The organism is Halioglobus sp. D3-4 (assembly GCF_055809315.1).
In genome coordinates this window covers 1063834-1089808 of the sequence record NZ_CM147907.1, presented here as the reverse complement: position 1 = coordinate 1089808, position 25975 = coordinate 1063834, and the positions used below count along the sequence as shown (strand labels likewise).

The 25975-nt window shown below is 56.3% G+C and carries 27 protein-coding genes; 4 read left to right on the top strand and 23 right to left on the bottom strand.

The window, feature by feature from the left end:
* Both meaB (AC0L6S_RS04670) and AC0L6S_RS04665 read left to right on the top strand, forming a co-directional pair.
* Entirely contained in the window at nucleotides 1-1011 is a 1011-nt protein-coding gene (meaB, locus tag AC0L6S_RS04670; RefSeq protein WP_473427260.1) for a methylmalonyl Co-A mutase-associated GTPase MeaB, read from the top strand.
* Between the two features lie 2 nt (nucleotides 1012-1013).
* Nucleotides 1014-2063 carry an HpcH/HpaI aldolase/citrate lyase family protein gene (locus AC0L6S_RS04665; RefSeq protein WP_473427259.1) on the top strand — a complete coding sequence of 350 codons (1050 nt, stop codon included), beginning with the start codon at nucleotides 1014-1016 and terminating at the stop codon, nucleotides 2061-2063.
* Nucleotides 2064-2233: 170 nt separating this feature from the next.
* Here the strand turns inward: AC0L6S_RS04665 and AC0L6S_RS04660 are convergent, their stop codons facing one another.
* Genes AC0L6S_RS04660 through AC0L6S_RS04635 form a run of 6 tightly spaced genes read right to left on the bottom strand, consistent with a single transcriptional unit; the run spans nucleotide 2234 to nucleotide 10752 of the window.
* On the bottom strand, nucleotides 2234-2551 hold the full coding sequence (locus AC0L6S_RS04660; protein WP_473427258.1) for a Rieske (2Fe-2S) protein: 318 nt from the start codon (nucleotides 2549-2551) through the stop codon (nucleotides 2234-2236).
* Between the two features lie 12 nt (nucleotides 2552-2563).
* Nucleotides 2564-3523 (bottom strand): methylmalonyl Co-A mutase-associated GTPase MeaB, encoded by a 960-nt coding sequence (meaB, locus tag AC0L6S_RS04655; protein WP_473427257.1) that lies wholly within the window; start codon nucleotides 3521-3523, stop codon nucleotides 2564-2566.
* 46 nt (nucleotides 3524-3569) lie between these two features.
* On the bottom strand, nucleotides 3570-5726 hold the full coding sequence (gene scpA, locus AC0L6S_RS04650; RefSeq protein ID WP_473427256.1) for a methylmalonyl-CoA mutase: 2157 nt from the start codon (nucleotides 5724-5726) through the stop codon (nucleotides 3570-3572).
* Between the two features lie 10 nt (nucleotides 5727-5736).
* A complete protein-coding gene (gene mce / locus AC0L6S_RS04645; RefSeq protein WP_473427255.1) occupies nucleotides 5737-6147 on the bottom strand; it encodes a methylmalonyl-CoA epimerase in 411 nt (136 codons plus the stop codon).
* Between the two features lie 12 nt (nucleotides 6148-6159).
* The gene (locus tag AC0L6S_RS04640; RefSeq protein ID WP_473427254.1) at nucleotides 6160-8976 is read right to left on the bottom strand and encodes an ATP-binding protein; all 2817 of its coding nucleotides are present in this window, start codon (nucleotides 8974-8976) and stop codon (nucleotides 6160-6162) included.
* A gap of 42 nt (nucleotides 8977-9018) precedes the next feature.
* The gene (locus AC0L6S_RS04635) at nucleotides 9019-10752 is read right to left on the bottom strand and encodes an acyl-CoA carboxylase subunit beta (RefSeq protein WP_473427253.1); all 1734 of its coding nucleotides are present in this window, start codon (nucleotides 10750-10752) and stop codon (nucleotides 9019-9021) included.
* Between the two features lie 338 nt (nucleotides 10753-11090).
* Between AC0L6S_RS04635 and pabB the strand changes: the two genes are divergently transcribed.
* Entirely contained in the window at nucleotides 11091-12458 is a 1368-nt protein-coding gene (gene pabB, locus AC0L6S_RS04630; RefSeq protein ID WP_473427252.1) for an aminodeoxychorismate synthase component I, read from the top strand.
* A gap of 13 nt (nucleotides 12459-12471) precedes the next feature.
* Here the strand turns inward: pabB and thrH are convergent, their stop codons facing one another.
* The 7 genes from thrH to AC0L6S_RS04595 form a co-directional block, all read right to left on the bottom strand.
* Complete coding sequence (gene thrH, locus AC0L6S_RS04625; protein WP_473427251.1) at nucleotides 12472-13089, bottom strand: bifunctional phosphoserine phosphatase/homoserine phosphotransferase ThrH; 618 nt, start codon at nucleotides 13087-13089, stop codon at nucleotides 12472-12474.
* Nucleotides 13090-13195: 106 nt separating this feature from the next.
* Nucleotides 13196-14170: an HTH-type transcriptional regulator CysB gene (gene cysB / locus AC0L6S_RS04620; RefSeq protein WP_473427250.1), complete on the bottom strand. Its 975-nt coding sequence runs from the start codon at nucleotides 14168-14170 to the stop codon at nucleotides 13196-13198.
* Between the two features lie 117 nt (nucleotides 14171-14287).
* Nucleotides 14288-15187 carry a 5'-nucleotidase gene (locus AC0L6S_RS04615; protein WP_473427249.1) on the bottom strand — a complete coding sequence of 300 codons (900 nt, stop codon included), beginning with the start codon at nucleotides 15185-15187 and terminating at the stop codon, nucleotides 14288-14290.
* A 13-nt stretch (nucleotides 15188-15200) separates the two neighbouring features.
* Complete coding sequence (locus AC0L6S_RS04610) at nucleotides 15201-16538, bottom strand: alanine/glycine:cation symporter family protein (protein ID WP_473427248.1); 1338 nt, start codon at nucleotides 16536-16538, stop codon at nucleotides 15201-15203.
* A 22-nt stretch (nucleotides 16539-16560) separates the two neighbouring features.
* A complete protein-coding gene (locus AC0L6S_RS04605) occupies nucleotides 16561-17577 on the bottom strand; it encodes a 1-aminocyclopropane-1-carboxylate deaminase/D-cysteine desulfhydrase (protein ID WP_473427247.1) in 1017 nt (338 codons plus the stop codon).
* A gap of 2 nt (nucleotides 17578-17579) precedes the next feature.
* Nucleotides 17580-17912: a preprotein translocase subunit YajC gene (gene yajC / locus AC0L6S_RS04600; RefSeq protein WP_473427246.1), complete on the bottom strand. Its 333-nt coding sequence runs from the start codon at nucleotides 17910-17912 to the stop codon at nucleotides 17580-17582.
* Between the two features lie 222 nt (nucleotides 17913-18134).
* Entirely contained in the window at nucleotides 18135-18917 is a 783-nt protein-coding gene (locus AC0L6S_RS04595) for an exodeoxyribonuclease III (RefSeq protein WP_473427245.1), read from the bottom strand.
* A 158-nt stretch (nucleotides 18918-19075) separates the two neighbouring features.
* Here AC0L6S_RS04595 and AC0L6S_RS04590 point away from each other — a divergent pair, with 158 nt between their 5' ends.
* Complete coding sequence (locus AC0L6S_RS04590) at nucleotides 19076-19609, top strand: MarR family winged helix-turn-helix transcriptional regulator (protein WP_473427244.1); 534 nt, start codon at nucleotides 19076-19078, stop codon at nucleotides 19607-19609.
* On the opposite strand, the gene AC0L6S_RS04585 is transcribed toward AC0L6S_RS04590, so the two are convergent.
* From AC0L6S_RS04585 to moaC, 10 genes are all read right to left on the bottom strand, one after another.
* Entirely contained in the window at nucleotides 19596-20048 is a 453-nt protein-coding gene (locus tag AC0L6S_RS04585) for a nuclear transport factor 2 family protein (RefSeq protein WP_473427243.1), read from the bottom strand. The two genes, AC0L6S_RS04590 and AC0L6S_RS04585, sit on opposite strands and share 14 nt — an antisense overlap.
* Nucleotides 20049-20062: 14 nt before the next feature.
* Nucleotides 20063-20827 (bottom strand): glutathione S-transferase family protein, encoded by a 765-nt coding sequence (locus AC0L6S_RS04580; protein WP_473427242.1) that lies wholly within the window; start codon nucleotides 20825-20827, stop codon nucleotides 20063-20065.
* Between the two features lie 9 nt (nucleotides 20828-20836).
* A complete protein-coding gene (locus AC0L6S_RS04575; protein WP_473427241.1) occupies nucleotides 20837-21706 on the bottom strand; it encodes an amidohydrolase family protein in 870 nt (289 codons plus the stop codon).
* A gap of 94 nt (nucleotides 21707-21800) precedes the next feature.
* The gene (locus AC0L6S_RS04570; RefSeq protein WP_473427240.1) at nucleotides 21801-22892 is read right to left on the bottom strand and encodes an MBL fold metallo-hydrolase; all 1092 of its coding nucleotides are present in this window, start codon (nucleotides 22890-22892) and stop codon (nucleotides 21801-21803) included.
* Nucleotides 22893-22900: 8 nt separating this feature from the next.
* Entirely contained in the window at nucleotides 22901-23377 is a 477-nt protein-coding gene (gene bcp / locus AC0L6S_RS04565; protein ID WP_473427239.1) for a thioredoxin-dependent thiol peroxidase, read from the bottom strand.
* Between the two features lie 27 nt (nucleotides 23378-23404).
* A complete protein-coding gene (locus tag AC0L6S_RS04560) occupies nucleotides 23405-23947 on the bottom strand; it encodes an NUDIX hydrolase (protein ID WP_473427238.1) in 543 nt (180 codons plus the stop codon).
* 95 nt (nucleotides 23948-24042) lie between these two features.
* Nucleotides 24043-24519, bottom strand: a complete 477-nt coding sequence (locus AC0L6S_RS04555; RefSeq protein ID WP_473427237.1) for a flavin reductase family protein — start codon at nucleotides 24517-24519, stop codon at nucleotides 24043-24045.
* A 129-nt stretch (nucleotides 24520-24648) separates the two neighbouring features.
* A complete protein-coding gene (locus AC0L6S_RS04550) occupies nucleotides 24649-25143 on the bottom strand; it encodes a molybdenum cofactor biosynthesis protein MoaE (protein ID WP_473427236.1) in 495 nt (164 codons plus the stop codon).
* A 2-nt stretch (nucleotides 25144-25145) separates the two neighbouring features.
* Nucleotides 25146-25400, bottom strand: a complete 255-nt coding sequence (gene moaD / locus AC0L6S_RS04545; protein WP_473427235.1) for a molybdopterin converting factor subunit 1 — start codon at nucleotides 25398-25400, stop codon at nucleotides 25146-25148.
* The gene (gene moaC / locus AC0L6S_RS04540) at nucleotides 25394-25891 is read right to left on the bottom strand and encodes a cyclic pyranopterin monophosphate synthase MoaC (RefSeq protein ID WP_473427234.1); all 498 of its coding nucleotides are present in this window, start codon (nucleotides 25889-25891) and stop codon (nucleotides 25394-25396) included. Before moaC ends, moaD begins: the two co-directional genes overlap by 7 nt.
* Nucleotides 25892-25975 lie beyond the last annotated feature (84 nt).

Below are 25975 nucleotides of genomic sequence, written 5' to 3'. Positions count from 1 at the left end.
ATGAGTTTGCCTCAAGCAGACGACCCCGCGGCACTCGCGGCGGCAATCGCCGCGGGTAATCGCGCAGCCATTGCTCACGTACTCAACCTGCTCGATGACAGGCGCGATCACGCCCGACAGCAGGCCACGGCCCTCCTTGCCCATTTACAGAAAGATCAGGACAATCCCAGCGGGCAGCTCATTGGTATCACCGGTCCGCCGGGCGCGGGTAAATCAACTTTGAGTGCCGCATTGATCCGTGCCTGGCGAGCGCGTGGGCTTCGTGTCGCCGTACTGGCCGTCGATCCGTCCAGCCCAATCAGCGGCGGCGCCCTGCTCGGTGACCGCCTGCGTATGCAGACCAGTACCGAGGACGACGGCGTGTTTGTTCGCTCGCTGTCCAGCCGGGGGCAATTCGGTGGTCTCAGCGCCGAGGTCTGGCCGATGAGTGTCGTAATGCTCGCGGGCTTTGATATCGTACTGATTGAGACCGTCGGCGTGGGACAGCGCGAAGTGGATATCGCCCGTTTGTGTGATACCACCTGCTATGTGGCGCAGCCCGGTTCGGGTGACAGTGTGCAGTTTATCAAAGCCGGCGTACTCGAAGTGCCCCATATACTGGTCGTAAACAAAGCCGATATGGGCAAGCTGGCAACCCGCACTCTGTCTGAACTGGAAGCGGCACTGGCGCGCACTCACCCCGACGGCGACTGGCAAGTGCCAGTTCTTGCCACCAGTGCCGTCAATGGAACGGGCATAGAGGCTCTCGCCGATACCCTGGATGAGCACTACCAATTGCTACGCGGACGACAGCTGGCGCTGCGACGCAAGCGCTACCAGGCCTATTGGATACACAAGCGGTTGCTGGAAGAATTTGGCAATTTCGGCATCGATCAACTCGGTGGCGAGGACGCACTGCTGGCACAGCTACAGGCACAGGATATGAATCTGTACAAGCAGTATGATGCGCTGCGCCAACGCTTGTACAATCGCTATACAGCACATATAAATGATCAACACCTCTGGAGGTAAACATGCGCAGTCCCCGTGACTTTTTCCGACCCCTGGCGCTGGGTGCGCCGCAGCCCCTACACGACATCCCCGTGCGACCCTCGCGCATGATTCATTTTTTCGACCCCAGCAATCCCAAAATGGTCGAAAAAGCACCGGGTATCGCCAAACGGGTTGATATCCTGTTGGGCAATCTCGAAGACGCCATCGCCATCGATAATAAAGAGGCAGCGCGGGAAGGCTTTATCCAGATCGCCAAAGACAACGACTTCGGCGACACCCAGTTATGGACCCGTATCAATAGCCTCGACAGTCCGTGGTTCCTCGATGACATTACACGCATAGTGACCGAGGCCGGTGACAAGGTCGATGTCATCATGCTGCCGAAGATACAGGGGGCCTGGGATATCCACTATGTCGACCAGCTGCTCGCGCAACTGGAAGCGCGTGCCGGTCTGCAGAAGCCCATTCTTCTTCACTGTCTGCTGGAAACGGCACTGGGCGTGGCCAACGTCGAGGAAATCGCCAATGCCAGTCCACGCATTCAAGGCATGAGCCTCGGGCCCGCAGATCTCGCGGCGTCACGGCGCATGAAAACAACGCGTATCGGCGGCGGCCATCCCGGCTATGTGGTGCGCGATGACCCGGACGAGAACAACCCCGATGCGGCGCGCGCCACCCACCAGCAGGATCTGTGGCACTACACCATGGGCCGCATGGTCGATGCCTGTGTCGCTGTCGGTGCCCTGCCCTTCTATGGCCCGTTTGGTGCAATAGACGATCCACTGGCCTGCGAAGACCAGTTCCGCAACGCTTTCCTGATGGGCTGTGTCGGCGCGTGGTCGCTGCACCCCAGCCAGATCGATATCGCCAAGCGCGTATTCAGCCCGCCACCGGCCGAAGTCGCCTGGGCCAAGCGCGTACTGGAAGCCCTGCCCGATGGCAGCGGTGCGGTAATGGTGGAAGGCAAAATGCAGGACGACGCCTCGTGGAAGCAGTGCAAGGTGATGGTTGACCTGGCCCGCTTGATCGCGGAAAAAGATCCCGACCTGAAAGCGCTGTACGAACTGTAAGTCGAGCCGCGACTCAACAGAAGCACTGTCGGAGGCCGGCCTCCTACGCCTTCGACAGTGGCTGCGGCTAAAGCCTCCTGCGATGCGAACTGGTCGCTGAAGACAACTGGCCTACCGTCACACCAGCTCACCGACATCCGGGGCGTGCTGCCGTGACATCGGCTTGTGTTTCAATCTTCCAGCATCACCCCGATTTCATTGCCCTCGTAAACCACGTCAAAAATGCGTAAACCGCGACAGGTTTCCTCGGTCGCATGTATCAGGCGTCCATCTTGCAGGTTGAACTCGTACTGGTGCAGCGGGCAGCGGATGATGCCACCGGTGATTACTGCTTCGGCGAGCGGGTGTGAACGGTGAGGGCATGTGGCCTCGAGGATGTAGTGTTCACCGAGATGCTCCAACAGCAATAACTGCTGGTTATCAATTTTGAATTGTCGCGAATATCCGTGACACAGGTTTATCAGCTTGTCGAGCGGATAGAAACGCATTGCAGGCGTGCTCTACAACTGATCCATGATTTGCCTGACCGCGGCGAAAGCCGTTGTTTCCTGTCGCTCTACAGCCTTTTGAAGTGCCGGCAGCATCGCGTTCACTTTGTCATTCTGGGAGAGTTTTAACAGCAGCATTTCGTTCAGCAGCTGCCCCATCCAATCGAGGTTTTGCTGATTGCGCTTGTCGGTGAATGCGCCACATTCGAGCGCAGCAAAATAGTATTCAACCAACATATTCCAGACTTCATCGATATTACCCGAGGTGAGTGCGGAGCACGTCATTACGCGCGGTGTCCAGAAACTGTTGTGCCGCAGCAGGCTCATCGCGCTGCTGTACTGGCGTTTGGTCATGCCGGCGAGCTTTTCGCTGTCGCCGTCAGCCTTGTTGATGATCAGCGCATCGGCCAGTTCCATGATGCCCTTCTTGATGCCCTGCAATTCGTCGCCACCACCTGGCAGCATCAGCACCATAAAGAAGTCCACCATAGCGGCCACCTGGTACTCGGACTGACCGACGCCGACGGTCTCAACCAGGATCACATCGTAGCCTGCCGCCTCGCACAGCAGCATGGTTTCACGGGTTTTCTGTGCGACACCACCGAGCGCACCCGCAGCTGGTGTCGGACGGATAAAGGCTTCCTCGCGGCGCGACAGCTCTTCCATGCGCGTCTTATCACCGAGGATGGAGCCCCCGGCAATCGGCGAACTGGGATCGACGGCCAACACCGCCACACGTTTTCCCTGCTCGATAAGGTATAAACCGAAGGCCTCGATAAATGTGGACTTGCCGACACCTGGCACACCGGTAATTCCGATACGGATACTGTTGCCACTGTGCGGAAGCACTTCTTCCAGAATGCGCTGTGCCTGCTCGCGGTGGGCATCCAACGAGCTTTCAATGACGGTTATGGCCTTCGCGAGCGCGCGCCGATTTCCGTCGAGCAGGGTCTCAAGGTTAAAGTTGCTCACCGGATGGTATGACAATCGGCGCGGTGGTGTTGTAAGTAGGACACCATCAACCCTGGGCGTCTTTCACCGCTTCCAAGACCTCGCGGGCACACTGCGGAATCGGCGTTCCCGGTCCAAAAATGCACTTCACACCGGCATCGTACAGAAAATCGTAATCCTGCCGTGGTATCACACCGCCTGCTATTACTACGATATCCTCCGCGCCCTGCTTCTTGAGTTCCGCCACCAGCTCCGGAACCAGCGTCTTGTGCCCGGCGGCCAGCGAGGATGCGCCGACGACATGCACATCATTCTCAATGGCCTGCCGTGCAACCTCTTCCGGTGTCGAGAACATCGGTGACAGGTCAATATCAAAACCGACATCGGCGAAGGCCGTGGCGACAACCTTGGCTCCCCTGTCGTGACCATCCTGTCCCATTTTGCACACCAGCATTCGAGGCCTGCGGCCGTACTGTTCTACAAACGCATCTATATCCACACTGATATCCCGCCAGGTCTGGTCTTCCTCGAACGCTGCACCGTAGACACCGGAAACCGTCTGTGCCTGTGCTTTAAAGCGGCCAAACTCACGCTCCATCGCGTACGAAATCTCGCCCACTGTCGCGCGGCAACGCGTGGCCTCAATCGCCAGCTCCAGCAAATTACCCTCGCCACTGACGGCGCACTGATAGATCTTTTCAAGTGCCGCTTCCACCGCACTCTCATCGCGGCTTTCGCGAATCTTGGCGAGGCGACTTAACTGGGATTTCCTAACCGCAGCGTTGTCGATATCGAGGATATCGACATTGCCCTCTTCCTTGACGCGGTATTTGTTCACACCGACGATGACATCCTCACCGCGATCAATACGCGCCTGCTTCTTCGCGGCAGCTTCTTCGATACGCATTTTTGGCATACCGGTTTCAATGGCCTTGGCCATCCCGCCCGCAGCCTCGACTTCCTCAATCAGCTCCCAGGCTTTATCCGCGATGTCCTGTGTCAGGCTCTCCATCATGTAGGAGCCGCCCCAGGGATCTACAACGTTGGTAATCCCGGTTTCCTCCTGAATGATCAGCTGCGTGTTACGGGCTATGCGCGAGGAAAACTCAGTGGGCAGCGCTATGGCTTCATCCAATGCATTGGTGTGCAGGGATTGTGTACCGCCGAATACAGCGGCCATCGCTTCAATGGTTGTGCGCACCACGTTGTTGTAGGGGTCCTGCTCTGTCAGCGACCAGCCCGATGTCTGGCTGTGTGTGCGCAGCATGGAACTCTTGGGATTGTTCGGTTCGAACTCGGCGACAATCTTGGCCCACAGCAGACGCGCGGCGCGCATCTTCGCAATCTCCATGTAGAAGTTCATGCCCACGCCCCAGAAGAATGACAGGCGCGGCGCGAAGTCGTCGATTCCCAGGCCAGCAGCGATGGCCGTGCGGATGTATTCCTTACCGTCTGCCAGCGTATAGGCCAGCTCCAGCGCGGCGTTAGCGCCGGCCTCCTGGATGTGATATCCGGAAATGGAGATGGTGTTGAAACGCGGCATGTTGCCAGAGCAATAGGCGATGATATCGCCAATAATTTTCATGCTGGGAATCGGAGGGTAAATGTAGGTATTGCGTACCATGAACTCTTTGAGAATATCGTTCTGGATAGTGCCAGCGAGATCTTTCTGCGCCACGCCCTGTTCTTCCGCGGCAACAATATAGCCGGCCAGAACCGGCAGAACCGCCCCGTTCATCGTCATCGAGACCGACACCTTTTCCAGCGGTATGCCGTCAAAGAGTATCTTCATGTCTTCCACTGAATCGATCGCCACACCCGCCTTGCCGACATCGCCGGATACGCGGGGGTGATCGGAGTCGTAGCCGCGGTGAGTGGCGAGGTCAAACGCGACAGAGACACCCTGCCCGCCCGCCGCCAGCGCCTGCCGGTAAAATGCGTTGGACTCCTCTGCCGTTGAAAAACCGGCGTACTGCCGGATAGTCCAGGGGCGGCCAGCGTACATTGTCGCCTGCGGCCCACGCAGGTAAGGCGACATACCCGGCATGGTGTCAGTGTAAGACAGCGATGCAATGTCATCAGCTGTGTACAGCGGTTTTACATCGATATCCTCTGCCGTATGCCAGACCAACGTGTCCAGGCTTTTGCCCTTCAACTGCTTTTCTGCCAACTCTCTCCAACTGGTGGGTGTCGCGCTGGACTTGTCGTAAATTTTGTCACTCATCGGCAAATCCTCAATGGTCCTCTGCTGGCTGATTAATCTCAATCAGAACGCCATCGCAACTTTTCGGGTGGATAAAAATAACTCGCGATCCGTGGGCACCGGGTGTCGGCGCATCGGCCAGAAACTGATAGCCTTTTTCCCGCAGGCGAGCGACATCGGCATCGATATCATCAGAGCGGAAACACAAATGGTGCAGCCCGCCGCCTTTCTTTTCGAGATAGGTTGCTACAGGTCCCTCTCCGCGCAGCGGATACACCAGCTCGATACTGGTGGGAGGCAGCGGTAAAAACGCTGCCGTGGTTTTGGCTTCCTCGACGTCTTCAGTGCCGCCTAGCGGCAGTCCAAAATCGGTGACGAAACGCTGTATGGCTTTTTCAAGATCCGGTACAGCGATAGCGATGTGATCCAGGGCGGTAATCATATATTGTCCTCTTTACAACTGCGCCAGAAACGCGGCGGTCGCGGCGGAGCGACGCGCGGCGATATCTTCGGCAGACACTTCCACAATGACTTCATCAGGCACAATTTTGAAGATGGGTTGTCCCTTGCTGATAATACTGCCATCCGTCTCCACCAATACTTTTTCAATGGTGCCGGAGAAAGGCGCATACACTTTATTGAACATTTTCATCACTTCCACGATAAACAGCGGATCACCGGCTTCAAAATGATCGCCCTCTTTCACATAGACATCGTGATTTGGCGTCTCGCGGGAATAGAACATACCGCCGCTCTCTGCAAGAATTTCATCAGAGCGCGCAATCGGCGGTGGCACCAGTACTTTTGCCATCGCCGCCTGCAGTGACTCATCGGTGAGTCTCTCAGGGATATCAATACTGAGATCGGGATTGACTGTCAGTGAATAAAAGCCGGTGGCCTCGGCGATACTGGGCAAGATAGCGAGAATATCCACTCCGGCCTGATAACCCTGATGGGCACTGCGCACGCTATTCCAGAGTTCAACATCAAACCCTTCCGGCGCTTCATCCGCATCGAGAGCGGCGCAGAGCTCGATCCAGTCTTGTGCAGGCAGGCGCTCGCTGAGCTCGCCGTAGAATGCCAGCGCGTTCTGCAGGATGGCATCATCATGATCCCAGATCATCGATGCCGCCGGCGGTGCATCGCCGTCAACGAAATCCATATTGAGGAAGTGATAGGTCTCAGCGAGCAGTTCGATAGGGTTCTCATTCCAGCAGATTTTGCCGTCGATGAGGGTATAGCAATCACGGTTGATACTGAGCCAGCCGCTGAGAATATGCGGCTCGTCCAGCAAATTCATCAACGGGCGCAGCAACAGGGTTTCCTTCAGATGCAACGTCTCCGCCAGTGCAGCGCGCGCATCACCTTCCACCTGCGCCAGCGCTGTCTTGCCTAACTCCGAGTAGGCATGCGCCAGATCCAGATCATTGGCCTGCTGCTTGAGTTCGCCGACCGCTGTCAGATACGGCACGATAAAACGGGTTGTCGGCCGAGCATTGATATTCTGGCCGATGAACCAGTTTACCAACCCGTAGTGAAACTCCAGGTTGGTCGCCAGATCACGGCCGCGCATACGGGTCATACGGATCGTTTCCGCCATTTTGCGGTAGGTATCCAGACGCGAGTCACCCACCGTTAACAACAGCGCGATATTGGAGTCATAGGCCCCGGCAAGTGTGTACTTCATGAACACGTCGGTATCGGGGTTGTGCAAACTAATGCCCTGGTCGTCGCGTATCTCGCCCTGAATGGCATCACTCCAGGCTTCGATAACGCCTCCTGCGTTGGGCTGCAGGGCCTGATTGGTGGCGTTCAACCGTGCCTCCACGCTGTCATTCATGCGCGCAACACGTGCAGGTCGCGGCAGTTTCTCGCCGTGAGCAGCCAGCAGCACCATGGCCTCTACCAGCGATTCCACCACAAAAGACTCAGCGGCGTTTTGCGGATTCGTGAACTTCAGCGCGTAGCACAGTTCCGTAACCCGGTGCTCCACCTGAATACGCGTATTCATTTCCATAAAGAAATGCTTGTCGCGATCCACAATGCATTCGAACGTTGATACCGAATCCAGCCCAACGGCCTCGCCGAAGCTTTCAGCCTCCTGCTCCATCGCCTTAAGCGTGGCTATGTCTTGTTTCAGTACCTTAGCTTCTTCGGCCTGACCGCTTTCCTCGGCCTGTGCCAACGCCCGCTCCAGCGACTCCACGGTGACAGATACTTCCAACAGCTTCTGCTCGTGCATTTGCAGTGAACAATCGCGCCCTCCCATGGACAGCGACCATGTGCCGTTGCCGATCACCTGGATTTCCTGGTGACGGGTAGTTTCGATGTTGAGTTCAACCAACACGTTCTTGTTATCACCAACGCCGGTGGTTTTCACCTCATTGAGAATTTCCCGGACCAGTTCAGCGGTGCGGGCAGATTCGCCGACCGGCAGAATACGCTGCCCCTTGCCACCGCCACCGCTGATCGCTTTCAGACGCACACGGTTCTGCGGATACTCAGCCGTCATCTTCGTTACAGCTTCGGTCAATGTCTCACACAGTTCATCCACGGTGTACAGATCTATACCCTTTTTGTAGGACGCAGCGAGCACGATATCGGCTTTGTCCTCCAGGGTAACTGATTCATCTGCGAGCGCGGCGTCATCCACATCCAGGCCGTGTTCTGCAACCAGCGCCTGCAATGCGGCAACATCCTTGTGCTTCTTCAATAGTGTCAGCGCAGTGCCGTTGTCGATGCCAGGTGTGACGGAAACGCCGCATTTCAGTGCCGTGCGCTTGGCTTCATCTTTCAAACCGGCATCGTGTACGGTGCGCGAACAGGGGCCGATAAAGTTCAGCCCGGCATTCTCCATGGCCGCAACCATGGACTCATCCTCGGCCATAAACCCGTAGCCAGCGAAGATCGCGTTGTAATTGTTTTCGCGTGCAATGTTGATAATCTGGTCGATGCGCTGTTCACGCTCTTCCTTATCCGCACCACTGTAATCCGGCACGCGGTGCACCCGGTCCGGGTCAGTCAGCGAGCGCAGTTCAGGCGCGATGGCATTGCGGTAGACAATGGAGTCCTTTTCCGACAACAGGATGCCAAAGTGGGTGATGCCCATCTCGGTGAATACGTCCATCGCCTCTTTGCGAATCGGTCCACGACAGATAATCAACGGGCGAATATGGGTGCAGTCAAACTGCCGCTCCCATTCGCTCGCTCTCTGCCCCAGTTTACGGTCGCGGTGAATAAGCGGATTATTCAAATAGTATTCGTTGGACACGCCTGTCTTCCTTTAATGTAAGTAAGATTGCCAGAAATCGGTTTAGTGGAATTCACGCTGCACAGACTGCAGCGGGGTCGGCTGGTAGCGTCGCAAATAGAATGCCATGTTTTCTGTCAGCACCTGACGCAGGTCCGAAGGCATGACTATCTGGGAAATCGAGCCCAGGCTGAGCGCTTCATTGGGGTTCATCAACTCCTGCGCATAGCGCTCGGCCAGCAGGGCCTCCTCGGATTTGACCCAGGCATTAACCAGCTCCTGCGCGGCGTCTCTGGCCTGCGACTCGGAAAGCCCGGCGTCCATCTGGGCTTTCGCCTCGGCTTCCAGTTTCGCCGGTACCGAACCGCGAATCTTGCGCAATTCATCTTTATAGACGTATTCAACGCCCGCAGGCCCCATAACGGCTACACGCGTGGTCGGCAACGCCACGACAAAATCAGCACCGACCGGAAAGCTGTTGAAGGCCGCATACGCACCGCCGAAGGCATTGCGTACCAGTACCAGAAAGCGCGGTGTGCGCAAATCGACAATCGCATCCAGCATGGCGCGACCGGCCTGAATGATACCCCGGCTCTCCTGATCCTTGCCGGGCAGGAACCCGGTGGTGTCTTCGAGGAAGATGACCGGGATGTTGTAAAGGTTGCAGAAGCGGATGAAGCGCGCATTCTTGTAAGCGGCATCGATATCGATCTGTCCGGAAGCGACGGCCGAGTTGTTCGCCACGAAGCCCACCACATTACCGCCCATTCGTCCGAGTGCTGTCACTGTGTTGCGGGCCCTGTCTGCCTGGACCTCCATGAAATCGGAGTGGTCGCACAACTGTTGAATCAGAATGCTGATATCGATGGGGGTATTGAAACCAGTAGGAGAATTCAGCGCTTTCTTCAACAGGATATCGATATCCCATGTCTTGCGGTCGACGGGATCAGAGCTGGCTTGAAACGGTGCCAGCTCACCGTTGTGACCGGGCAGATAGTTGAGCAGCGCGCGTACTTTGCGCAGCGCCTCCACTTCGTCCTTGACCACAAAATCGGTCACGCCTGACTGGCTGTGTACGCCGGGCCCGCCGAGCTCATCGGGTGTAACATCTTCACCGAGCACCGACTTTACGACGCCCGGGCCAGTCAAGCCGAAGAAGGTATCATTGGGTTGAATCAGGAAACTGCCCTGCCGGGGCAAATAGGAACCACCGCCAGCGTTGAAGCCGAACATGCACATTACGCTGGGCACGATGCCGCTGATACGGCGCAGCGCTGCAAAAGCCTCGGCATAGCCGTCGAGGCCTCCGACGCCGGCGGGGATAAATGCACCGGCACTGTCATTGATACCAACAACGGGAATACGCTGCTTGGCGGCGAGCTCAAACAGGCGAGCAAGTTTGGCACCATTGGTGGCGTCCATAGAGCCGGCGCGCACGGTAAAATCGTGACCGTAGAGCGCAACATCCCTGCCATTGACCTTGATTATGGCTGTGACCAGAGATGCGCCGTCCAGGTTCGGGCCCCAGTTCTGATAAAGCACTGTTGGCGGTTCATCGCTGAGGTAGCGTATACGTTCCCAGATCGTCATGCGTTTTTTCTGGTGTTGACGCTGTATATTCTTGACGCCAGCGGTCTGGTAAGGCCGCTGCTGCAACTCCCACCCGGCTTTGAGGGATTCTTCGTAGAGCCCCGGTGCTGAAGCAATCTGGCCTGGTACCAGAAATTCCCGCTCAGAGTTGTTCGCAAAGGGATTATCCAGCGATGCGGTAAGCGTATTACTATTCTTGGTCGTCATAATCCTTGGTCCAAAGGTTTCCCACGGGGTGATGGAGTACTCGAATAACGCCTGCAAAAAGACGCGCTGGTTGCAAGTCGTGGCAGTCAGGCATAGGATGCAGAGCAGCCTGAAATTCGGCCTGATACAGTAATTTGCCGGGCCTTCAAAGTCAATTGAGCAGAGGCGACATTTCAAGGTTTTTCACCGTAGATGTCAGTCGTTTCAATGCAAATTACGACTTTACACCGGCCTGATCCACAGCGCTCACCGCACGGAATTGCACCGCTTATGCACTGCCCTGACACCGCCGACATTCTTCCAGGGGTGATGCCCTGCCCCATCAATGGTGCACCGGTGTGAGCAAATCAGTACATGTCGAGGAAATTCCCTATTTTTCGGACAGCTGCGAGCTGTTCGAGCGCATTCGGGATCTGCCGCGCGCAGCATTCCTTGACAGCAGTGCCCCGCATGGCGGTTCAGGCCGCTACGACATACTGACGGCGCAGCCTTGGAATACCGACGTACCCGGCCTGCGACCAGGCGCCGGAGAGCAGGAAACCCGACAGTTTTTCAGTGATTTACAGATGTTCCAGAATGAGCACTACAGCGGTATACAACCCGTGTCATCAGACATTCCGTTCTGTGGCGGAATACTCGGTTATCTGGGTTATAACGTCGGCAAGGGGCTGCACGACATCCCAGGCGCAACGCATTCAACGCAGCTTCAATCAGTGCAATTATGTGCATATGACTGGTGCATTATTCAGGATCACCTCCTGCAGCGCGCCACACTGGTATTTCAGCCCCGGGTCGCGCCGCAGGAGCGCCGGGATATCAAGGCCAGACTCGACCAACCAGCCCACAGCAGCTCTGCCCAATTTGAATTGCGCAGCCGGTTTACCTCCAGCGTCAGCCCGCAACAATACAGCACGGCTTTTGAGCGCATTCAAGGTTATATACAGGACGGGGATTGCTACCAGGTCAACCTGACCCGATGCTTCAGTGCGCAATACAGCGGCGACTCCTGGGCCGCTTATCGGGCGCTGCGCAAACTGGCGGCGGCACCCTTTTCAGCCTACCTGTCACTGGCGGAGGGCACGACGCTACTGTGCCTCTCCCCGGAGCGGTTTATATCATTACACGGGCACCGGGTGGAGACCTCTCCCATCAAGGGTACAAGGCCACGCCATGCTAACCCACAGCAGGATGAGTTAGCCCGACAGGAACTGCGCGACTCGCAGAAGGACCGTGCAGAAAACCTGATGATCGTTGATTTGTTGCGTAACGATCTCGGCCGCAGCTGCGTACCGGGCAGCATTCATGTCGACCGGCTGTTCGATGTACAGAGCTTTCCGACAGTCCACCACCTGGTGAGTACCATCAGTGGTGAGCTACAAAGCGGGCGCGATGCCTGGGAGCTGCTGCGCGACAGCTTTCCCGGCGGTTCCATCACCGGCGCACCAAAACGGCGCGCCATGGAGATTATCGAAGAACTGGAAACGCATGAGCGAGATATTTACTGCGGTTCCATTGTTTATGTCAGCGCCGATGGCCGGATGGACAGCAATATCGCAATCCGCAGCCTGCTTTGCAATGAGGGCGTTGTGCGCTGCTGGGGTGGCGGTGGCATTGTCGCAGATTCCAACTGCCAGCAGGAATACCAGGAATCCTACGACAAAATCAGCAAATTCCTGGCAGCGTTGGAAGCGTCGCTGAGCGATTGATTATAACAACCTGTCACAATTGAAGGGAGCGCTCACTGGCCTCCAGAAATGCAAGCTTTAACGCGTCCAGCGTATCCACTGACTTGAACTGCGGGAACTCATCGATCACGTTCTGCGGTGCGTGTATCAGGAACCCGACATCCGCCTCGGACAGCATTGTAGTGTCGTTGTACGAATCACCAGCAGCAAGGACACGGTAGTTGAGGCCGTGAAAGGCTTTTACCGATGCCCGCTTGGGGTCTTCCTGACGCAGTTTGTAGTCCACTACCCGTCCGGCCTCATCAGTAACAAGGCGGTGACAGAACAGGGTCGGCCAATGCATCTGGCGCATCAGCGGCTGGGAGAATTCATAGAACGTATCAGACAGAATGATCACCTGGAAACGCTCGCGCAGCCAGTCGACAAACTCGACAGCGCCAGGCAGCGGAGACAGCGTGGCTATCACCTCCTGGATATCACCGATCTTCAGACCGTGTTGATCAAGTATCGCCAGCCGCTGCTTCATCAGCACGTTGTAATCGGGGATGTCGCGTGTCGTCGCGCGCAGTTCCTCAATGCCGGTGCGTTCGGCGAACGCTATCCAGATTTCCGGTACAAGCACCCCTTCCAGGTCCAGGCAGGCCAGTTCCACGTGTCATTCTCCTAATTAATGGGGGGCGATGGCGTTTCAGCGCGACAGTCTAATCACTGCACTATGACAGTTTCAAGCCCCGCCGGTAAATTCATCGCGCCGAACGTTAGTAAACAGGTAGTTCGATGTGAGAAAACAGCTCGGCCAACTCCGCCTTGGTATGGCACCCGAAAGCATCGCCGACCAGGTCGCGCGACAGGTGCGGCGCGAAATCCTCGATGAACTCATACATGTAGCCGCGCAAAAATGTATCTCGGCGGCAGCCGATCTGGGTAACGCTGCTGGCAAACAGGTGGCTGGCATCGAGAGCCACGAGATCGTGGTCAATAACTTCATCGTAGGCCATCGCTGCAATAATACCGATGCCCAGCCCGAGGCGCACATAGGTCTTTATGACATCCGCATCCGTTGCAGTGAATACCACTCGCGGTACTAGGCCCTTCGCCAGAAAGGCGTCGTCCAGTTTGGAGCGCCCGGTAAAACCAAAGACATAGGTGACGATGGGCTGTGCCGCAACGTCCTCCAACGTCACCTCTGAAACCTGTGCTAACGGGTGATCTCGGGGCACCAGAATACAACGGTTCCAACGGTAGCAGGGCATCATAATCAGATTGGAAAACAGCTCCAGCGCCTCGGTGGCAATCGCGAAATCAACCGTACCGTCCGACGCCATCTCGGAAATCTGCACCGGCGTACCCTGGTGCATATGCAGCGCGACATCGGGGTAGTGCTGAATAAATGAGCTGATTGTGGGAGGCAGTGCGTAACGTGCCTGAGTATGCGTGGTGGCGATGGAGAGGCTGCCCTTCTTCTCGTCAGCATATTCCTCCGCCACCTGACGGATACTCTTAACCTTGAACAGGACTTCTTCAGCGGCCTTGATAATATCCTCGCCCGCTGGCGTCACATGTGTGAGGTGCTTGCCACTGCGCGCAAAAATCTCGACGCCCAGTTCATCTTCCAGCAAGCGTATTTGCTTACTAATACCCGGCTGCGAGGTATATAAACTTTGAGCTGTCGCCGAAACATTGAGTTCGTGGTGTGCCACCTCCCAGATATAACGCAGCTGCTGAAGCTTCATCCCATCCTCCAAGTGATACGGGGCAATCCGTGGACTGTATTCACCCCTCGTTATGCAGAATAGCCATTAAAGTTGATGTTTGCCAAGCAAATAAGAAATATACGTGCTCTGCGGTTGTCAGGGGTTCGCCACGCCGTGCGGCACATGCCCTGTAGCCACATGGGGGCTGGCAGACACGCAGTGGGTCTGCTGATCGTCAAAAAAAACGTCTGCTTGGTAGGCACGCAGAAACTCGGTCTTCTCCAGACCGCCAAGGAAAATGGACTCATCGATGCGGATATTCCAGGCTCTTAGCGTTCGAATCACTCTCTCATGCGCGGGCGCAGAGCGCGCCGTCACCAGCGCGGTTCTTATCGGCGCCTCCGTTGGCGGGAAGGACTGCTGTAGATGATGCAGTGCGGATAAAAACGGTTTGAACGGGCCACCGGCCAGCGGCTCACGCGCAGCGGCTTTCTCACTGGCGGTGAAGGCCTCTAGGCCGTCTCGCTTGTATACCTGCTCCGCCTCATCCGAAAACAGCACCGCATCACCATCAAAGGCAAAACGCAATTGCTCGGAATCCGTCGCACCTCCCCGACGAGAGACAAGTGTAGCGGCGGCGACTCCGCATTCCAGTGCATGCCGCACATCCTGAGCTTCATTGGAAAGAAACAGCTTGCAGCCAAAAGCATTGATATAGCGCCACGGACTCTCGCCACCACAAAATGCCGCCCGACTAATATCCAGCTCGTAGTGCTGAATCGAGTTGAAAACGCGCAGACCAGTGTCGGCGCTGTTGCGCGACAGCAACACAACCTGAACCTGGGCATCTTCCTCGAGACTGTCGTTCAACCTGAGCAGCTTCTGCACCAAAGGAAAGGCCTCACCGGGGTGCAACGGCTCATCTTCGCGTTCAACCTGGTACTGGGAATAGGCGCGCAGCCCTTCCTTTTCGTATACCTCATGACTTTCGTCGAGATTGAATAGGGCTCTCGATGAAATTGCGATGATTAACTTGTCGTTGGCTGGATCTGGCATGTTGACAGCATACTCAATGCTCAGCGCTTGCGCTATTAAAGTACTCGCGCGTTATGCTGAATACCAGCGGGCCCAGCAGCAGCAATGCAATAAGGTTAGGCAACGCCATCAGGGCGTTGAGCGTGTCGGCAAGCAGCCAGACGGTATCCAGATGGAACACCGTACCCACAGGTACCGCCAGCACCCACGCCACGCGAAACGGCACTATGGCCCCAGCGCCAAACAGAAAGACTATGCAGCGCTCACCGTAAAACGACCAGCCGATCATCGTGGTAAAGGCGAACAGGCACAGGCCCGCCACGACTATGTATTCTCCGCCGGATATGCCACTGGCAAAGGCGCTGGAGGTGAGGCTCGCTCCGCTGACGCCGCTGGGCCACACATCGGTGATCACGATGACCAAGCCCGTAACAGTGCAGATGAACAGGGTGTCGATAAAGGTCCCGAGCATCGCAATCATACCCTGCTGCACCGGCTGGTTGGTGCGCGCTGCGGCATGGGCAATCGGGGCGCTGCCCAGTCCCGCCTCATTGGAAAAAATGCCTCTGGCCACTCCAAAACGCAGCGCCGCCCAAACCGTCGCGCCGGCAAAACCGCCGGTGGCGGCTGTAGGCGTGAACGCATAGGTGACAATCGTAACAATCGCATCCGGGACTTGCGCGACATTGGTGGCAATCACATACAACCCCGCCAGCGTGTAACCTATGGCCATGAATGGCACCAGCCAACTGGCGACTACGGCAATGCGCCTGACCCCACCCAGCACCACAGCGCCCACCAGCACCATCAACACCAGGCCGGTTGCCAGCGGCGGTACGGAAAAGGTGTCCTGCAGCACCTGCGACACCGAGTTGGATTGCACGGTATTGGCAATGCCAAACCCGGCAAGGCTGCCGAAGATAGCGAATGCGATACCGAGCCAGTGCCAGCGTTTGTGCAGGCCATTCTTGATGTAATACATCGGGCCGCCGCTGTAATTACCCTTCTCATCCTGCTCGCGAAAACGTACAGCCAACACGGCCTCGGCATATTTGGTTGCCATCCCAAACAGGGCCGTCATCCACATCCAGAACAGCGCGCCAGGCCCGCCCAGCGCAATTGCGGTGGCGACACCGGCGATATTTCCGGTACCTACGGTTGCCGACAATGCAGTCATCAGGGCGCCAAAGGGCGAGATATCTCCCCTAGCCCTGCTCTTGCCTCCCTTCAGCAATAAGCCGATCGCCATCGGTATTTTGCGCAGTGGCATAAAGCGCAAACCAACGCTGAGGAATACACCGGTGCCCAGCAGGAGGATGAGCATTGGCGGGCCCCAGGCCCAACTGTTTACGGTGCTAATCAGTCCTGTCATGGTCATCCGGGGTTCCCGAAAGTCAGAGTGTGGGAGATGGCGTCAGCGCGTGATCGAAACCAGCGCGCTGCGGAAACACGCCGAAAACTCCACCGGTGTGAACAAATACAATGTCGCGGCACCCCTCAAATCGTCCGCTGGATATTTCCGCCAACATACCGGCAAAAGCCTTACCGGTATAAACCGGGTCCAATACCAGACCCTCCAGCCGGCCCAGCTCTGCGATAAGGCCAAAAATTTCAGGCGAGGCCATTGCATAGCCCTGCCCGACATAACCGTCGAGCACCCGGGGCTGAATCTCGACAGCGGGCGCCTCTGGATAACGTTGCTGCCAATCGGCGGTATCACTGGCGACCTTATTGAGAAAGTACTCGGCATTGTCGCAGACATTTACCCCCCAGACGGTAGCCGGCAATTGCTGCAGGGCAGCACCCAGCGTCAAGCCTGTCTGTGTGCCGCCTGAGCCGGTGGCGACAACAATGTGTGCGTTTTCAATATTGTGGCTGTCAAAGTCACTGGCCAATTCTTCACAGGCGGCGATATAGCCCCAGGCGCCAATTCCATCACTGCCGCCCGTGGGCACGACCATAGCTTTGCGCCCCAGTGCCGCGTAGTGTTCCTGCCACTGCTGAAAAAGCGCATCAATTTCTCTGACAAATTGTGCCGAGGGATAGCAGTTCACTGCGGCACCGGCGAGGTGATCAAGTAACAGGTTGCCCTCAATGTCTTCCGGCGCATCACCGCGCAACAGCAGGTGCACCCCCAGCCCCAACTGCGCTCCGGCCAGTGCCGTGGCCCGGCAGTGATTACTTTGAACACCGCCACAGGTGAGTATGGTATCGAAGCCGTTATCGATGGCGTGAGCCAGGATGAACTCCAGTTTGCGGACCTTGTTACCGCTGAGGGTACAACCGGTCAGGTCATCACGTTTAACCCAGATGCGATGACCGCCCCCCCATTTTTCGGAGGCGCGTTCAAGGTACTGCAGGGGCGTTGGCGTTTGCGCCAGCGAAATTCGTCGAGGGTAGAGCAGCGCCATTCTCAGGCAATGGACTTGAGTGTGCCCTTGGGGAGTATCGCGTGCAGGTGAATACGCTGGAACTTCATCTCTACGTTATTAGCGACATTCAATACCATATAGTTATCATCCAGACTCGTGACTTTGCCCAGAATGCCGGAGCTGGTCACAACCTCATCGCCCTTACTCAGCTTGGACACCATTTCGGCATGTTCCTTCTGGCGCTTTCGCTGTGGACGGATGGCTATGAAGTAAAACAGGACAAACAGACCGACCAAAAACAGAATCTGGAACATATCTCCACCGGGGGGAGCTCCGGCTTCCTGTGCGTGGGCGCTGGCAATAAACAGACTCATCTATACATTCTCTTGTGCGTGGGTTGGGAACTGGCGTCGAAAGCGAGGGCTAATTTACAGGGTTTGAACCTATCCCGCAATTGGCATCCGGTGTTGGCAGCCTTCCAGCCCCAAATTCGGAGCAGTTGGCGTGGACTCCGGGTGTTTGGAAATCGTGGGGCATATGACTTCTTGATGGCAGCGGCGCCACTAGCTCGTGACAAACGCTGGATCTGTGCGCCTTCAGACTAATATCTCGAGATCGTATTCCATAATTTGTGGGGCATGGTCGGAAAAGCGTTCGTCCGTGTAAATCGATGCGGCTTTAACCTTATCGACCAGCTTCGGCGTAATCACCTGATAGTCGAGTCGCCATCCTACATTGTTAGCTCTCGCCTGCCCACGGTTTGACCACCACGTGTATTGCTCCGCCTGCTGGTTAACCAGGCGAAAGGAATCCGTGTAGCCGACCTCGTCGTACAGCACATCAAGCCACGCCCGCTCCTCGGGCAGGAAGCCGGAATTTTTCTGGTTGGGCCGCCAGTTCTTCAGGTCTATTTCCTTGTGACAGATATTCCAGTCAGCACAGATGATCACCTCGCGACGCGCGCGGCGTAGAGTCTTCAGGTGATCCAGAAAGTCATCCATAAATTTGAGCTTTTTCTCCAGCGCCGCGTCACTGCTAGAGCCGGATGGCATGTACAGCGAGATCACACTGAGCCCCTTGTAATCGGCCTGTGTGTAACGCCCCTCGGAGTCGAGCGGGTCCCAGCCCAGCCGAGTGATCACACGTTGGGGTTTGACTCTGGAGTAAACGGCGGTGCCACTGTAACCTTTTTTGATCGCATCGTTGTAAAAGCAGTGGTACCCGTCAGGCGTGAATACCGGAGCAGATAGCTGCTCGACCTGTGCCTTGGTCTCCTGGATACAGACCACGTCGGCTTGCTCTGCGGCAAGCCAGTCAAAAAAACCCTTGGATGCTGCTGACCGGATACCATTGGTATTGCAGGTTATTATCTTCGCCATTTCCCCTTGCCTGTTCCCTGAAAAAGCGCTGCAGTGTAACGGATGCACCTCGCAATGGACAATGTGGAGCGAAAGTTACCGCCCGCGGCGTGACAGACACCGTTATCCGACTACACTAAAGGAGGTATGAATCCGGAAACAGTGCAGGAGGTGACTGCGTGACAAGTACTGCCGCTAAAAATAACCAGGCCATTGCCTACCGTCTGTCCAATAATTTGTCGCGTCTACTGCGGGAATTTTCGCGAGACTTTGAGCGCCGTATCTGGCAGGGAATCCACGCACGCGGCTACGCCGACATCCGCCCGTCACACAGCGCTGTATTGTCAAATCTGGGCATGGGCGCAGTACGCGTGACCGAGTTAGCAGAACGCGCGCAGGTGACGCAACAGGCCATGGGAAAGATGCTCAAAGAACTAGAGCGCATGGGATATGTGGTAAGGGACATCGATGACGGCGACAAACGGGCCAAGGAAATACGCCTGACCGAGCGCGGTATGGCACTGGCAGCCGACAGCCTCGAGGTAGTTGACCAGGTGCGCAGCTACTACGAGTTAAAAATCGGCGCCGCACAACTGGATGAACTTGAGGCCAGTCTGCGCAACGCGGTACGGAAACTCCAGCTGGAGTACCTGCCGAAGACCTGGGCGGAACCCGTATCCGAGGGTGCTTGGTCAGCGGCTAGAAATCCATAAAATCCGGCGTATTGAAAGTCCAGCTCTTCACTTCCTCGCGACGCGCGATGCGCCAGCCTTTGTCTGTGCGGCGGTACTCGTCCAGATACCACAAACCGAGAAAAAATGTGTTGTTCGGGCCATCAGGCATGGCCATCTCCATCGGGTTGAAGCACATCACCCGGCCCGTTGCCGTGTCGCCCTGAAGCTGCACCTGAACATTGGCGTTGAGGTGTTGACTGTGGGGAAACAAGTCACTGGTCAACGAAGCTTTGAGAAACGTCAATGTTTCCTCCAGGTCACCCACGCTGCCGCCGAAGGCGCTGTAGTCAATGAACGCATCTACAGTGAAAACGTCATCGCGCAGGCGCTCGATTTCCTTGCTGTCGATCAGGTGGGCATAGTGAAAAACCAGGTCCTGAATCTCGAAACGGTCGGAGAGTTCCTGTTGTGAAAGCATAGTAATTCCTCGTGTTAGAAGACAAGCGGAAGCGCAATATGGCGCTGGTACATTCTGTCGCGATGCGCTTCCAAACGGGGTGTGAGACAGGCTCGTGTGGCGGCGTCACCCGATTCGTAGGTCGTGCGCATATAGTCCGGCATGGGGTTATCGTCGTGCCCAAGCGGCTTGATCAGCCCGGCCATATTGGCCCAGTAAAAATCGGCGGCAGACACGGTATCGCCGACCAAATAGTCACTGCCGCGGGCTTGCTGCTGCGCCAGGCGGCTATCGAGTTCCGCAGATATCGCCTGCAGGCGACCGATAGCGGCTGTGTGGGCCTGCTTACTCCAGCCATACTTGCCGGCCATACGGGCGATGGCCTGCGGCGGCTCATCCATTTGCATCATTGGCGCCAGCAGTTGCAATCTGCGGTGCCAGCCAAATCCATCCATCCCGGCAACCAGGGCAGACAGACCGAGCACATCAACCCGCTCAGCGCTGTTCACCGGAACCAGCGGTTTTTCCGGGGCGATCCTCTCTGCCAGCATCAATAAATCGAACCAATGGCAGGCCGGTGGCAGGTCTTCGTATACCGCAACGGGTGCGGATGTCTGCCCAGTCCACCGCTGCAGCGCCTCATTCTCCCCGGCCCCTTCCTGAAAAACCGGGGTGTACTCAATACCCTTGTAAGCGAACATGGATTTTGCCGCCTCGCCCCAGGGGCCCGGCACGCCGGCCGTCAATACCAGACGCATTCCGGGTGCCTCGACGGCCTCTTCTACCGATAGATATTTCATTGGGATTCCCTACTGGTCGAGTTTAAAGACCTTTATCGCATTCTCACGCAGGAACTTCGGCCATACCTCATCGCGGAACGGCACATCGGGCATCTCCCTGAAGATACGATCCAACGACAGCCCCATCGGAAAATAACCCGCGTACATCACCTGGTCGGAGCCGCGCTTGTTGGCGAAATCGATAATATCCGGCGGATAGTGCTTCGGTGCGAAGGCACTGGTCATATAGTACAAATTCGGGTATTTGAGCATCAGTTTCCACGCCATGTCCGTCCACGGCTCACAGCCGTGGCGCGTGACAACACGCAGTTCCGGGAAAAACCACAGCACCTCATCCAGCAGTTCTACCTTCTGCGGCCCGCTGGGCACGCGCGGTCCGGGCACCCCCATACAGGGACAGAAGGGAATATCCAGCTCCACCAGCTTGGCGTAGATTGGATACCACTTTTTATCATTGACCGGCACGGGCGGGCTGATCATCGCAGGAGCAGCCGTCACCGCCTTGATATCAAACTCCTCGTGCATGGCGACTATCTTTCGCACCTCCTCCATACCCCTGTTGGGATTCGCCTCGTAGGATGCAAAAAAACGATCTGGATGGGCGCGCAGAGCCTTCTCCTGCAGGTCACTGAAACCCAGACCGATCATGGCACGTTCTATACCGTGCTTATCCATCTGCTCCAGAGTGTAGGCGATGTAATCCTCCTGCTTCCCCGTCTGCGGTATATCCTTGAACATGTACTGCGCGGGCATACTGAACATCTCATGGCTTTCACGGTCCAGCAGCAGCGGCTTTATCCAATCATAGAAGCTGCTGTTGTCATCGCCGGGGATGGCCAACATTAAGTCGATAACACCGAGGTCGGTGGGCATTGACATAGCGCGTATTCCTTCTTTTTTGCTGGTAAGGGCCGAAATACAACCCTATTTCTAACTTTAGAATGTTATCCTAATTATCTGTTTTTAAATAATTTTATACTTGCATTGGCGAGGAGTCTTCGGCCGCATGGCGCTGTTGGCGCAATCGTTTTGGCAGCGTATCGTCGACTGACTGGTAGCGGTAACACCCCTCGTCATCCACTGTGCGCGATATTTGCCCACGCTGGTGCAGGTAGTTCAGGTGTGCGATACATTCCCCCATAGCCAGACCGAGGTTGTGCCCGTCCAGTGGTCTGTTAAACAGCACCGGCAACAGTTCCATCGCGGTGCACGCGGAGTTCAGGCAAGCCTCTTCCAGCGCCAACAAGTGCTCCTCGTGATGCTCTATCAAGTAGCGAAGCCGTTCGTGCAGACCGTAGAAAGGCGTGTTATGTGCCGGCAGCACCAGGGCATCCGCTGGTAACCGCTCTAGGAAGTGCTCGTGTGAATTGAGCCACTCCTTGAGAGGGTTTCCCTCGGGTTCAACCGCCGAAACGCTGATATTGGACGTAATCCTGGGAATCACCTGATCGCCCGATATCAGAATATTCAACGCGCTGGAGTAAAGACAGGCGTGCTCCGGGCAATGTCCCCTGCCCACAACCACCTGCCAGCGGTTGCCGTTAATCGACAGGTAGGCGCCGTCCACGAGCCGCCGGTAGGCAGTCGGCATAGGCGTAATAATACTCCCGAAGCCACTGAATTCCTCCCGCGATGCCTCGATCTGCTGCTGCGTATACCCCGCTCGCGCCATGTGCTGCGCCACTGACCAACTAAAATGTTCAGGCAGCGTGCGACTGAATGAGAGCCCGGTAAAATATTCAGCTTCGGTGATGTAAAAAGGCACTTTCCAGCGCTCACACAACCAACCAGCCATGCCGGTGTGATCGGGGTGGTGATGCGTTGACAACACCGCTTTCACCGGCTTGCCACCGAGATGCTGATCAAACACTGTCTCCCACAGATCCTGTGTAGGGCCCAGTGCTATACCCGTATCGACAATCCACCAGCCATCGACGTCTTCCAGCAAATAGAGGTTGATGTGATCCAGCGCCATCGGCAGCGGCATACGCAGCCACAGCACACCCGGCACGATCTCCCTGGCCTGCCCGGGTTCCGGTACATCATCAAACAGGTAGTTCAGCATGCTGAGGGCTAGAGCCCCAGTTCTTTGACGAGAGCAATGACATCATCGTGGTGCGTTTTCGTCTTTACCTTATCCATGACATGCTTCAACCGCCCGTCCTTGCCAATGATGAATGTAGTGCGCAACACCCCCATAAACTCCCGTCCCATAAATTTTTTCAAACCCCAGCAGCCATACTTTTCTGTAATGGCGTGATCCTCGTCCGACAACAGCGTGAAGTTGAGATCCTGTTTATCGATAAAGCGGCCGAGGCGGGCCACTGGATCTGGACTTACACCAAGCACCACCGTATCGAGGCTTGCGAATGCATTCTTACTGTCACGAATACCGCAGGCCTGCACGGTACACCCCGGCGTCATGGCCTTGGGGTAGAAATACAGAACGACATTTTTTTCGCCTCTGAACTGCTTCAGACTGACTTTCTCGCCATCCTGATCCAGCAGTGTGAAGGCCGGAGCCATTAAGCCGATTTTCGGAAATGCCATAAGTTATTGCTCCCTGAAGGTAAATGTCTAGCGCTTTGGCCGGTGCTCTATCGCCGATACCCGCACTGGATACTCTTCGGCGGCGGCGTCTGAAAAAAACTCTTTCAACGTTTGGGAAACAACCGGGAAGGCAATGTTATCCCAAGGCACAGCACTCTCGTCAAAAAGTCCTGTTTCCAGGCTTTCGGGGCCGGCGGCATGCTCACCGCCATCCAGGTCACACCGGTAAAACATGTAAATCTGGCTGATATACGGCACATCAAAAACGCGGTAAAGATTGATATTACTGACCTTCGCCCTGGCCTCTTCCCAGGTCTCGCGCGCGGCCCCCTGCAATGACGTTTCGCCGTTTTCCATAAACCCGGCCGGCAGTGTCCAGTAGTTCTTGCGGGGTTCAATGGCGCGTTTACACAACAACACCCTGCCCTCGTACACCGGGACACAACCTACGATAACACGCGGATTGACATAGTGGATAAACTCACAGCTGCTGCATACAAATCGCTCGCGATCGTCTCCAGCGGGAATCTGCAGGATGACGGTATTGCCGCAGTGGGTACAAAATTTCATGAAGGACGGACTCTCGCGCTACGAACCGCTCAGTATAAAGGCTTGCGCCTGACTTAGACTACCCCTGCGCCTGTCGCCGGGTTCTGATGCTGGCACTAATGCAGCTCGTGGTAGCGGCCGCAATAGAACAGCAAGGGCTCTCCGGTGGGCCGCTGCTGCATATCCGTAACCTTCCCGACTATAATGAGATGATCCCCACCCTCGTGGGTGGCGTGTAACTCGCACTCGAACGTCGCCAGGGCATGACGAATAATTGGGGCGCCGTATTTACCCAGGCGGTAGTGCGCAGGATCCAGATCATGCTGGGACTTCTTCGCATACTGGTTGGAGTAAGCCTGTTGTTCGCTGCTTAGGATGTTGACGGCAAAATGGCGGGGCGAGGCAAAGATATCGTAGACATCCGAGTTCTTCTGCAGCGACCATAATACCAGCGGCGGATCCAATGACACGGATGAAAACGAGTTGGCCGTCATACCAACCGCTTTGTTGTCGCCCGACACCGCCGTAATAACACAGACGCCCGTCGCAAAGCGCCCCAGGGCATCCCTTAATTCACGACCCTCTAGACTCATCTAACTTCCCCTTTTTGATTAAGATAATTGTTATTCAACATACAGAACTAGATATTTTGTTTATCACGATATCCTGACGTGATGCGCATTGGACCCCATTCTACGGGGCCTGCACAACCCCTATTCAGGCTATTGCGCACCATCTTCAAGCCAGCGAGCTAACCGGCTTGAATCAGTTTCACGCGGCTCTACCCAGTGCGCACCGCCACAACTCTGCTCTTTTTTCCAGAAAGGCGCCTGTGTTTTGAGAAAATCCATGACAAATTCGCAGGCACTGAAAGCCGCTTCGCGGTGCCCTGAGGCTATACCGACCCAAACAATCTGATCGCCCGGAACCATCTTTCCCACGCGGTGTACCACGAGGGCTCCAAGTAATGGCCAGCGCGCTGCGGCTTGTTCGACAATTGCAGTGATGCTGGCCTCGGTCATGCCGGGGTAATGTTCCAGTTCCAGTTCATCGACTTGCCTGCTCTCATTGTCACGCCGCACATAGCCAGTGAATGTGGTGATCGCGCCCTCCGCTGCCGAACCCGCCAGTAGAGACCGCTGTAACTGCGCCACGTCAAAATCTGCCTCCTGCACACGGACTATGATGTCAGGCTGCCTGTTATTGGCGGTGGTCACGGTCAACCACCCGTAACCGGTGGAAAGAATGCGACTTCATCGCCATCGGACAATGCACGATTCCCCGCGACGACTTCGTGATTAACCGCTCTCACCATATTGTCCTGCATCAGCACTTCGCGCCATTGCTCGCCGTGCTCACGGCACAATTGCGCTTGCAGCGAATCCAGGTCCAGCCCCTTTTCGGGCCAGGTGACATCCAGAGACCCGCAGCCCAGTTGTTCGCGGATACGCGCGAAAAACAGCACCTTCAACACGGCGTCCCCCCCTCCTTCGTACGCCGCCACTCACCGGACTTGCCGCCTTCTTTATGCAGCAGGCAGATGCCGCCGATTTCAATACCCCGATCCACGGCTTTGCACATATCATAAATCGTCAGCGCTGCAGCAGACACAGCGGTCAGTGCCTCCATTTCTACCCCGGTTTTACCGGAAACCTTGCAGCGCGCCTCGATCCTCACACGGTGCTGCGCTGGCTCCAGCGCAAAGCTGACTTCAACAGACGTCAACATCAGGGGATGACACAGCGGTATCAGGTCGGCAGTTTTCTTAGCTGCCTGGATACCGGCAATTCTCGCAACCGCCAACACGTCGCCCTTTTTGTGCGCGCCCTGCTCCAGTAGGGCCATAGTCACCCCCTGCATGGATACAAATCCCTCCGCCACTGCAGTACGCGCAGTCTCGGCTTTGTCGCCAACGTCGACCATACGGGCAGCGCCGTGCTCGTCGAGATGGGTAAGTTGACTCATAGCTTGCTCTCTAGTGACTGCCATTGCGGAGGGCAGAGTCTATCCAATGCGGATGGAGAATGAAAATACCAGTGAGCGCCGATG

Excerpts from the sequence above, each read along its gene's own strand:
- meaB (WP_473427260.1), top strand. The coding sequence starts at position 1 with ATGAGTTTGCCTCAAGCAGACGACCCCGCGGCACTCGCGGCGGCAATC.
- AC0L6S_RS04665 (WP_473427259.1), top strand. The coding sequence starts at position 1,014 with ATGCGCAGTCCCCGTGACTTTTTCCGACCCCTGGCGCTGGGTGCGCCG.
- AC0L6S_RS04660 (WP_473427258.1), bottom strand. The coding sequence starts at position 2,551 with ATGCGTTTCTATCCGCTCGACAAGCTGATAAACCTGTGTCACGGATAT.
- scpA (WP_473427256.1), bottom strand. The coding sequence starts at position 5,726 with ATGAGTGACAAAATTTACGACAAGTCCAGCGCGACACCCACCAGTTGG.
- mce (WP_473427255.1), bottom strand. The coding sequence starts at position 6,147 with ATGATTACCGCCCTGGATCACATCGCTATCGCTGTACCGGATCTTGAA.
- AC0L6S_RS04635 (WP_473427253.1), bottom strand. The coding sequence starts at position 10,752 with ATGACGACCAAGAATAGTAATACGCTTACCGCATCGCTGGATAATCCC.
- cysB (WP_473427250.1), bottom strand. The coding sequence starts at position 14,170 with ATGAAGCTTCAGCAGCTGCGTTATATCTGGGAGGTGGCACACCACGAA.
- AC0L6S_RS04615 (WP_473427249.1), bottom strand. The coding sequence starts at position 15,187 with ATGCCAGATCCAGCCAACGACAAGTTAATCATCGCAATTTCATCGAGA.
- AC0L6S_RS04610 (WP_473427248.1), bottom strand. The coding sequence starts at position 16,538 with ATGACAGGACTGATTAGCACCGTAAACAGTTGGGCCTGGGGCCCGCCA.
- AC0L6S_RS04605 (WP_473427247.1), bottom strand. The coding sequence starts at position 17,577 with ATGGCGCTGCTCTACCCTCGACGAATTTCGCTGGCGCAAACGCCAACG.
- yajC (WP_473427246.1), bottom strand. The coding sequence starts at position 17,912 with ATGAGTCTGTTTATTGCCAGCGCCCACGCACAGGAAGCCGGAGCTCCC.
- AC0L6S_RS04595 (WP_473427245.1), bottom strand. The coding sequence starts at position 18,917 with ATGGCGAAGATAATAACCTGCAATACCAATGGTATCCGGTCAGCAGCA.
- AC0L6S_RS04585 (WP_473427243.1), bottom strand. The coding sequence starts at position 20,048 with ATGCTTTCACAACAGGAACTCTCCGACCGTTTCGAGATTCAGGACCTG.
- AC0L6S_RS04580 (WP_473427242.1), bottom strand. The coding sequence starts at position 20,827 with ATGAAATATCTATCGGTAGAAGAGGCCGTCGAGGCACCCGGAATGCGT.
- AC0L6S_RS04575 (WP_473427241.1), bottom strand. The coding sequence starts at position 21,706 with ATGTCAATGCCCACCGACCTCGGTGTTATCGACTTAATGTTGGCCATC.
- AC0L6S_RS04570 (WP_473427240.1), bottom strand. The coding sequence starts at position 22,892 with ATGCTGAACTACCTGTTTGATGATGTACCGGAACCCGGGCAGGCCAGG.
- bcp (WP_473427239.1), bottom strand. The coding sequence starts at position 23,377 with ATGGCATTTCCGAAAATCGGCTTAATGGCTCCGGCCTTCACACTGCTG.
- AC0L6S_RS04560 (WP_473427238.1), bottom strand. The coding sequence starts at position 23,947 with ATGAAATTTTGTACCCACTGCGGCAATACCGTCATCCTGCAGATTCCC.
- AC0L6S_RS04555 (WP_473427237.1), bottom strand. The coding sequence starts at position 24,519 with ATGAGTCTAGAGGGTCGTGAATTAAGGGATGCCCTGGGGCGCTTTGCG.
- moaC (WP_473427234.1), bottom strand. The coding sequence starts at position 25,891 with ATGAGTCAACTTACCCATCTCGACGAGCACGGCGCTGCCCGTATGGTC.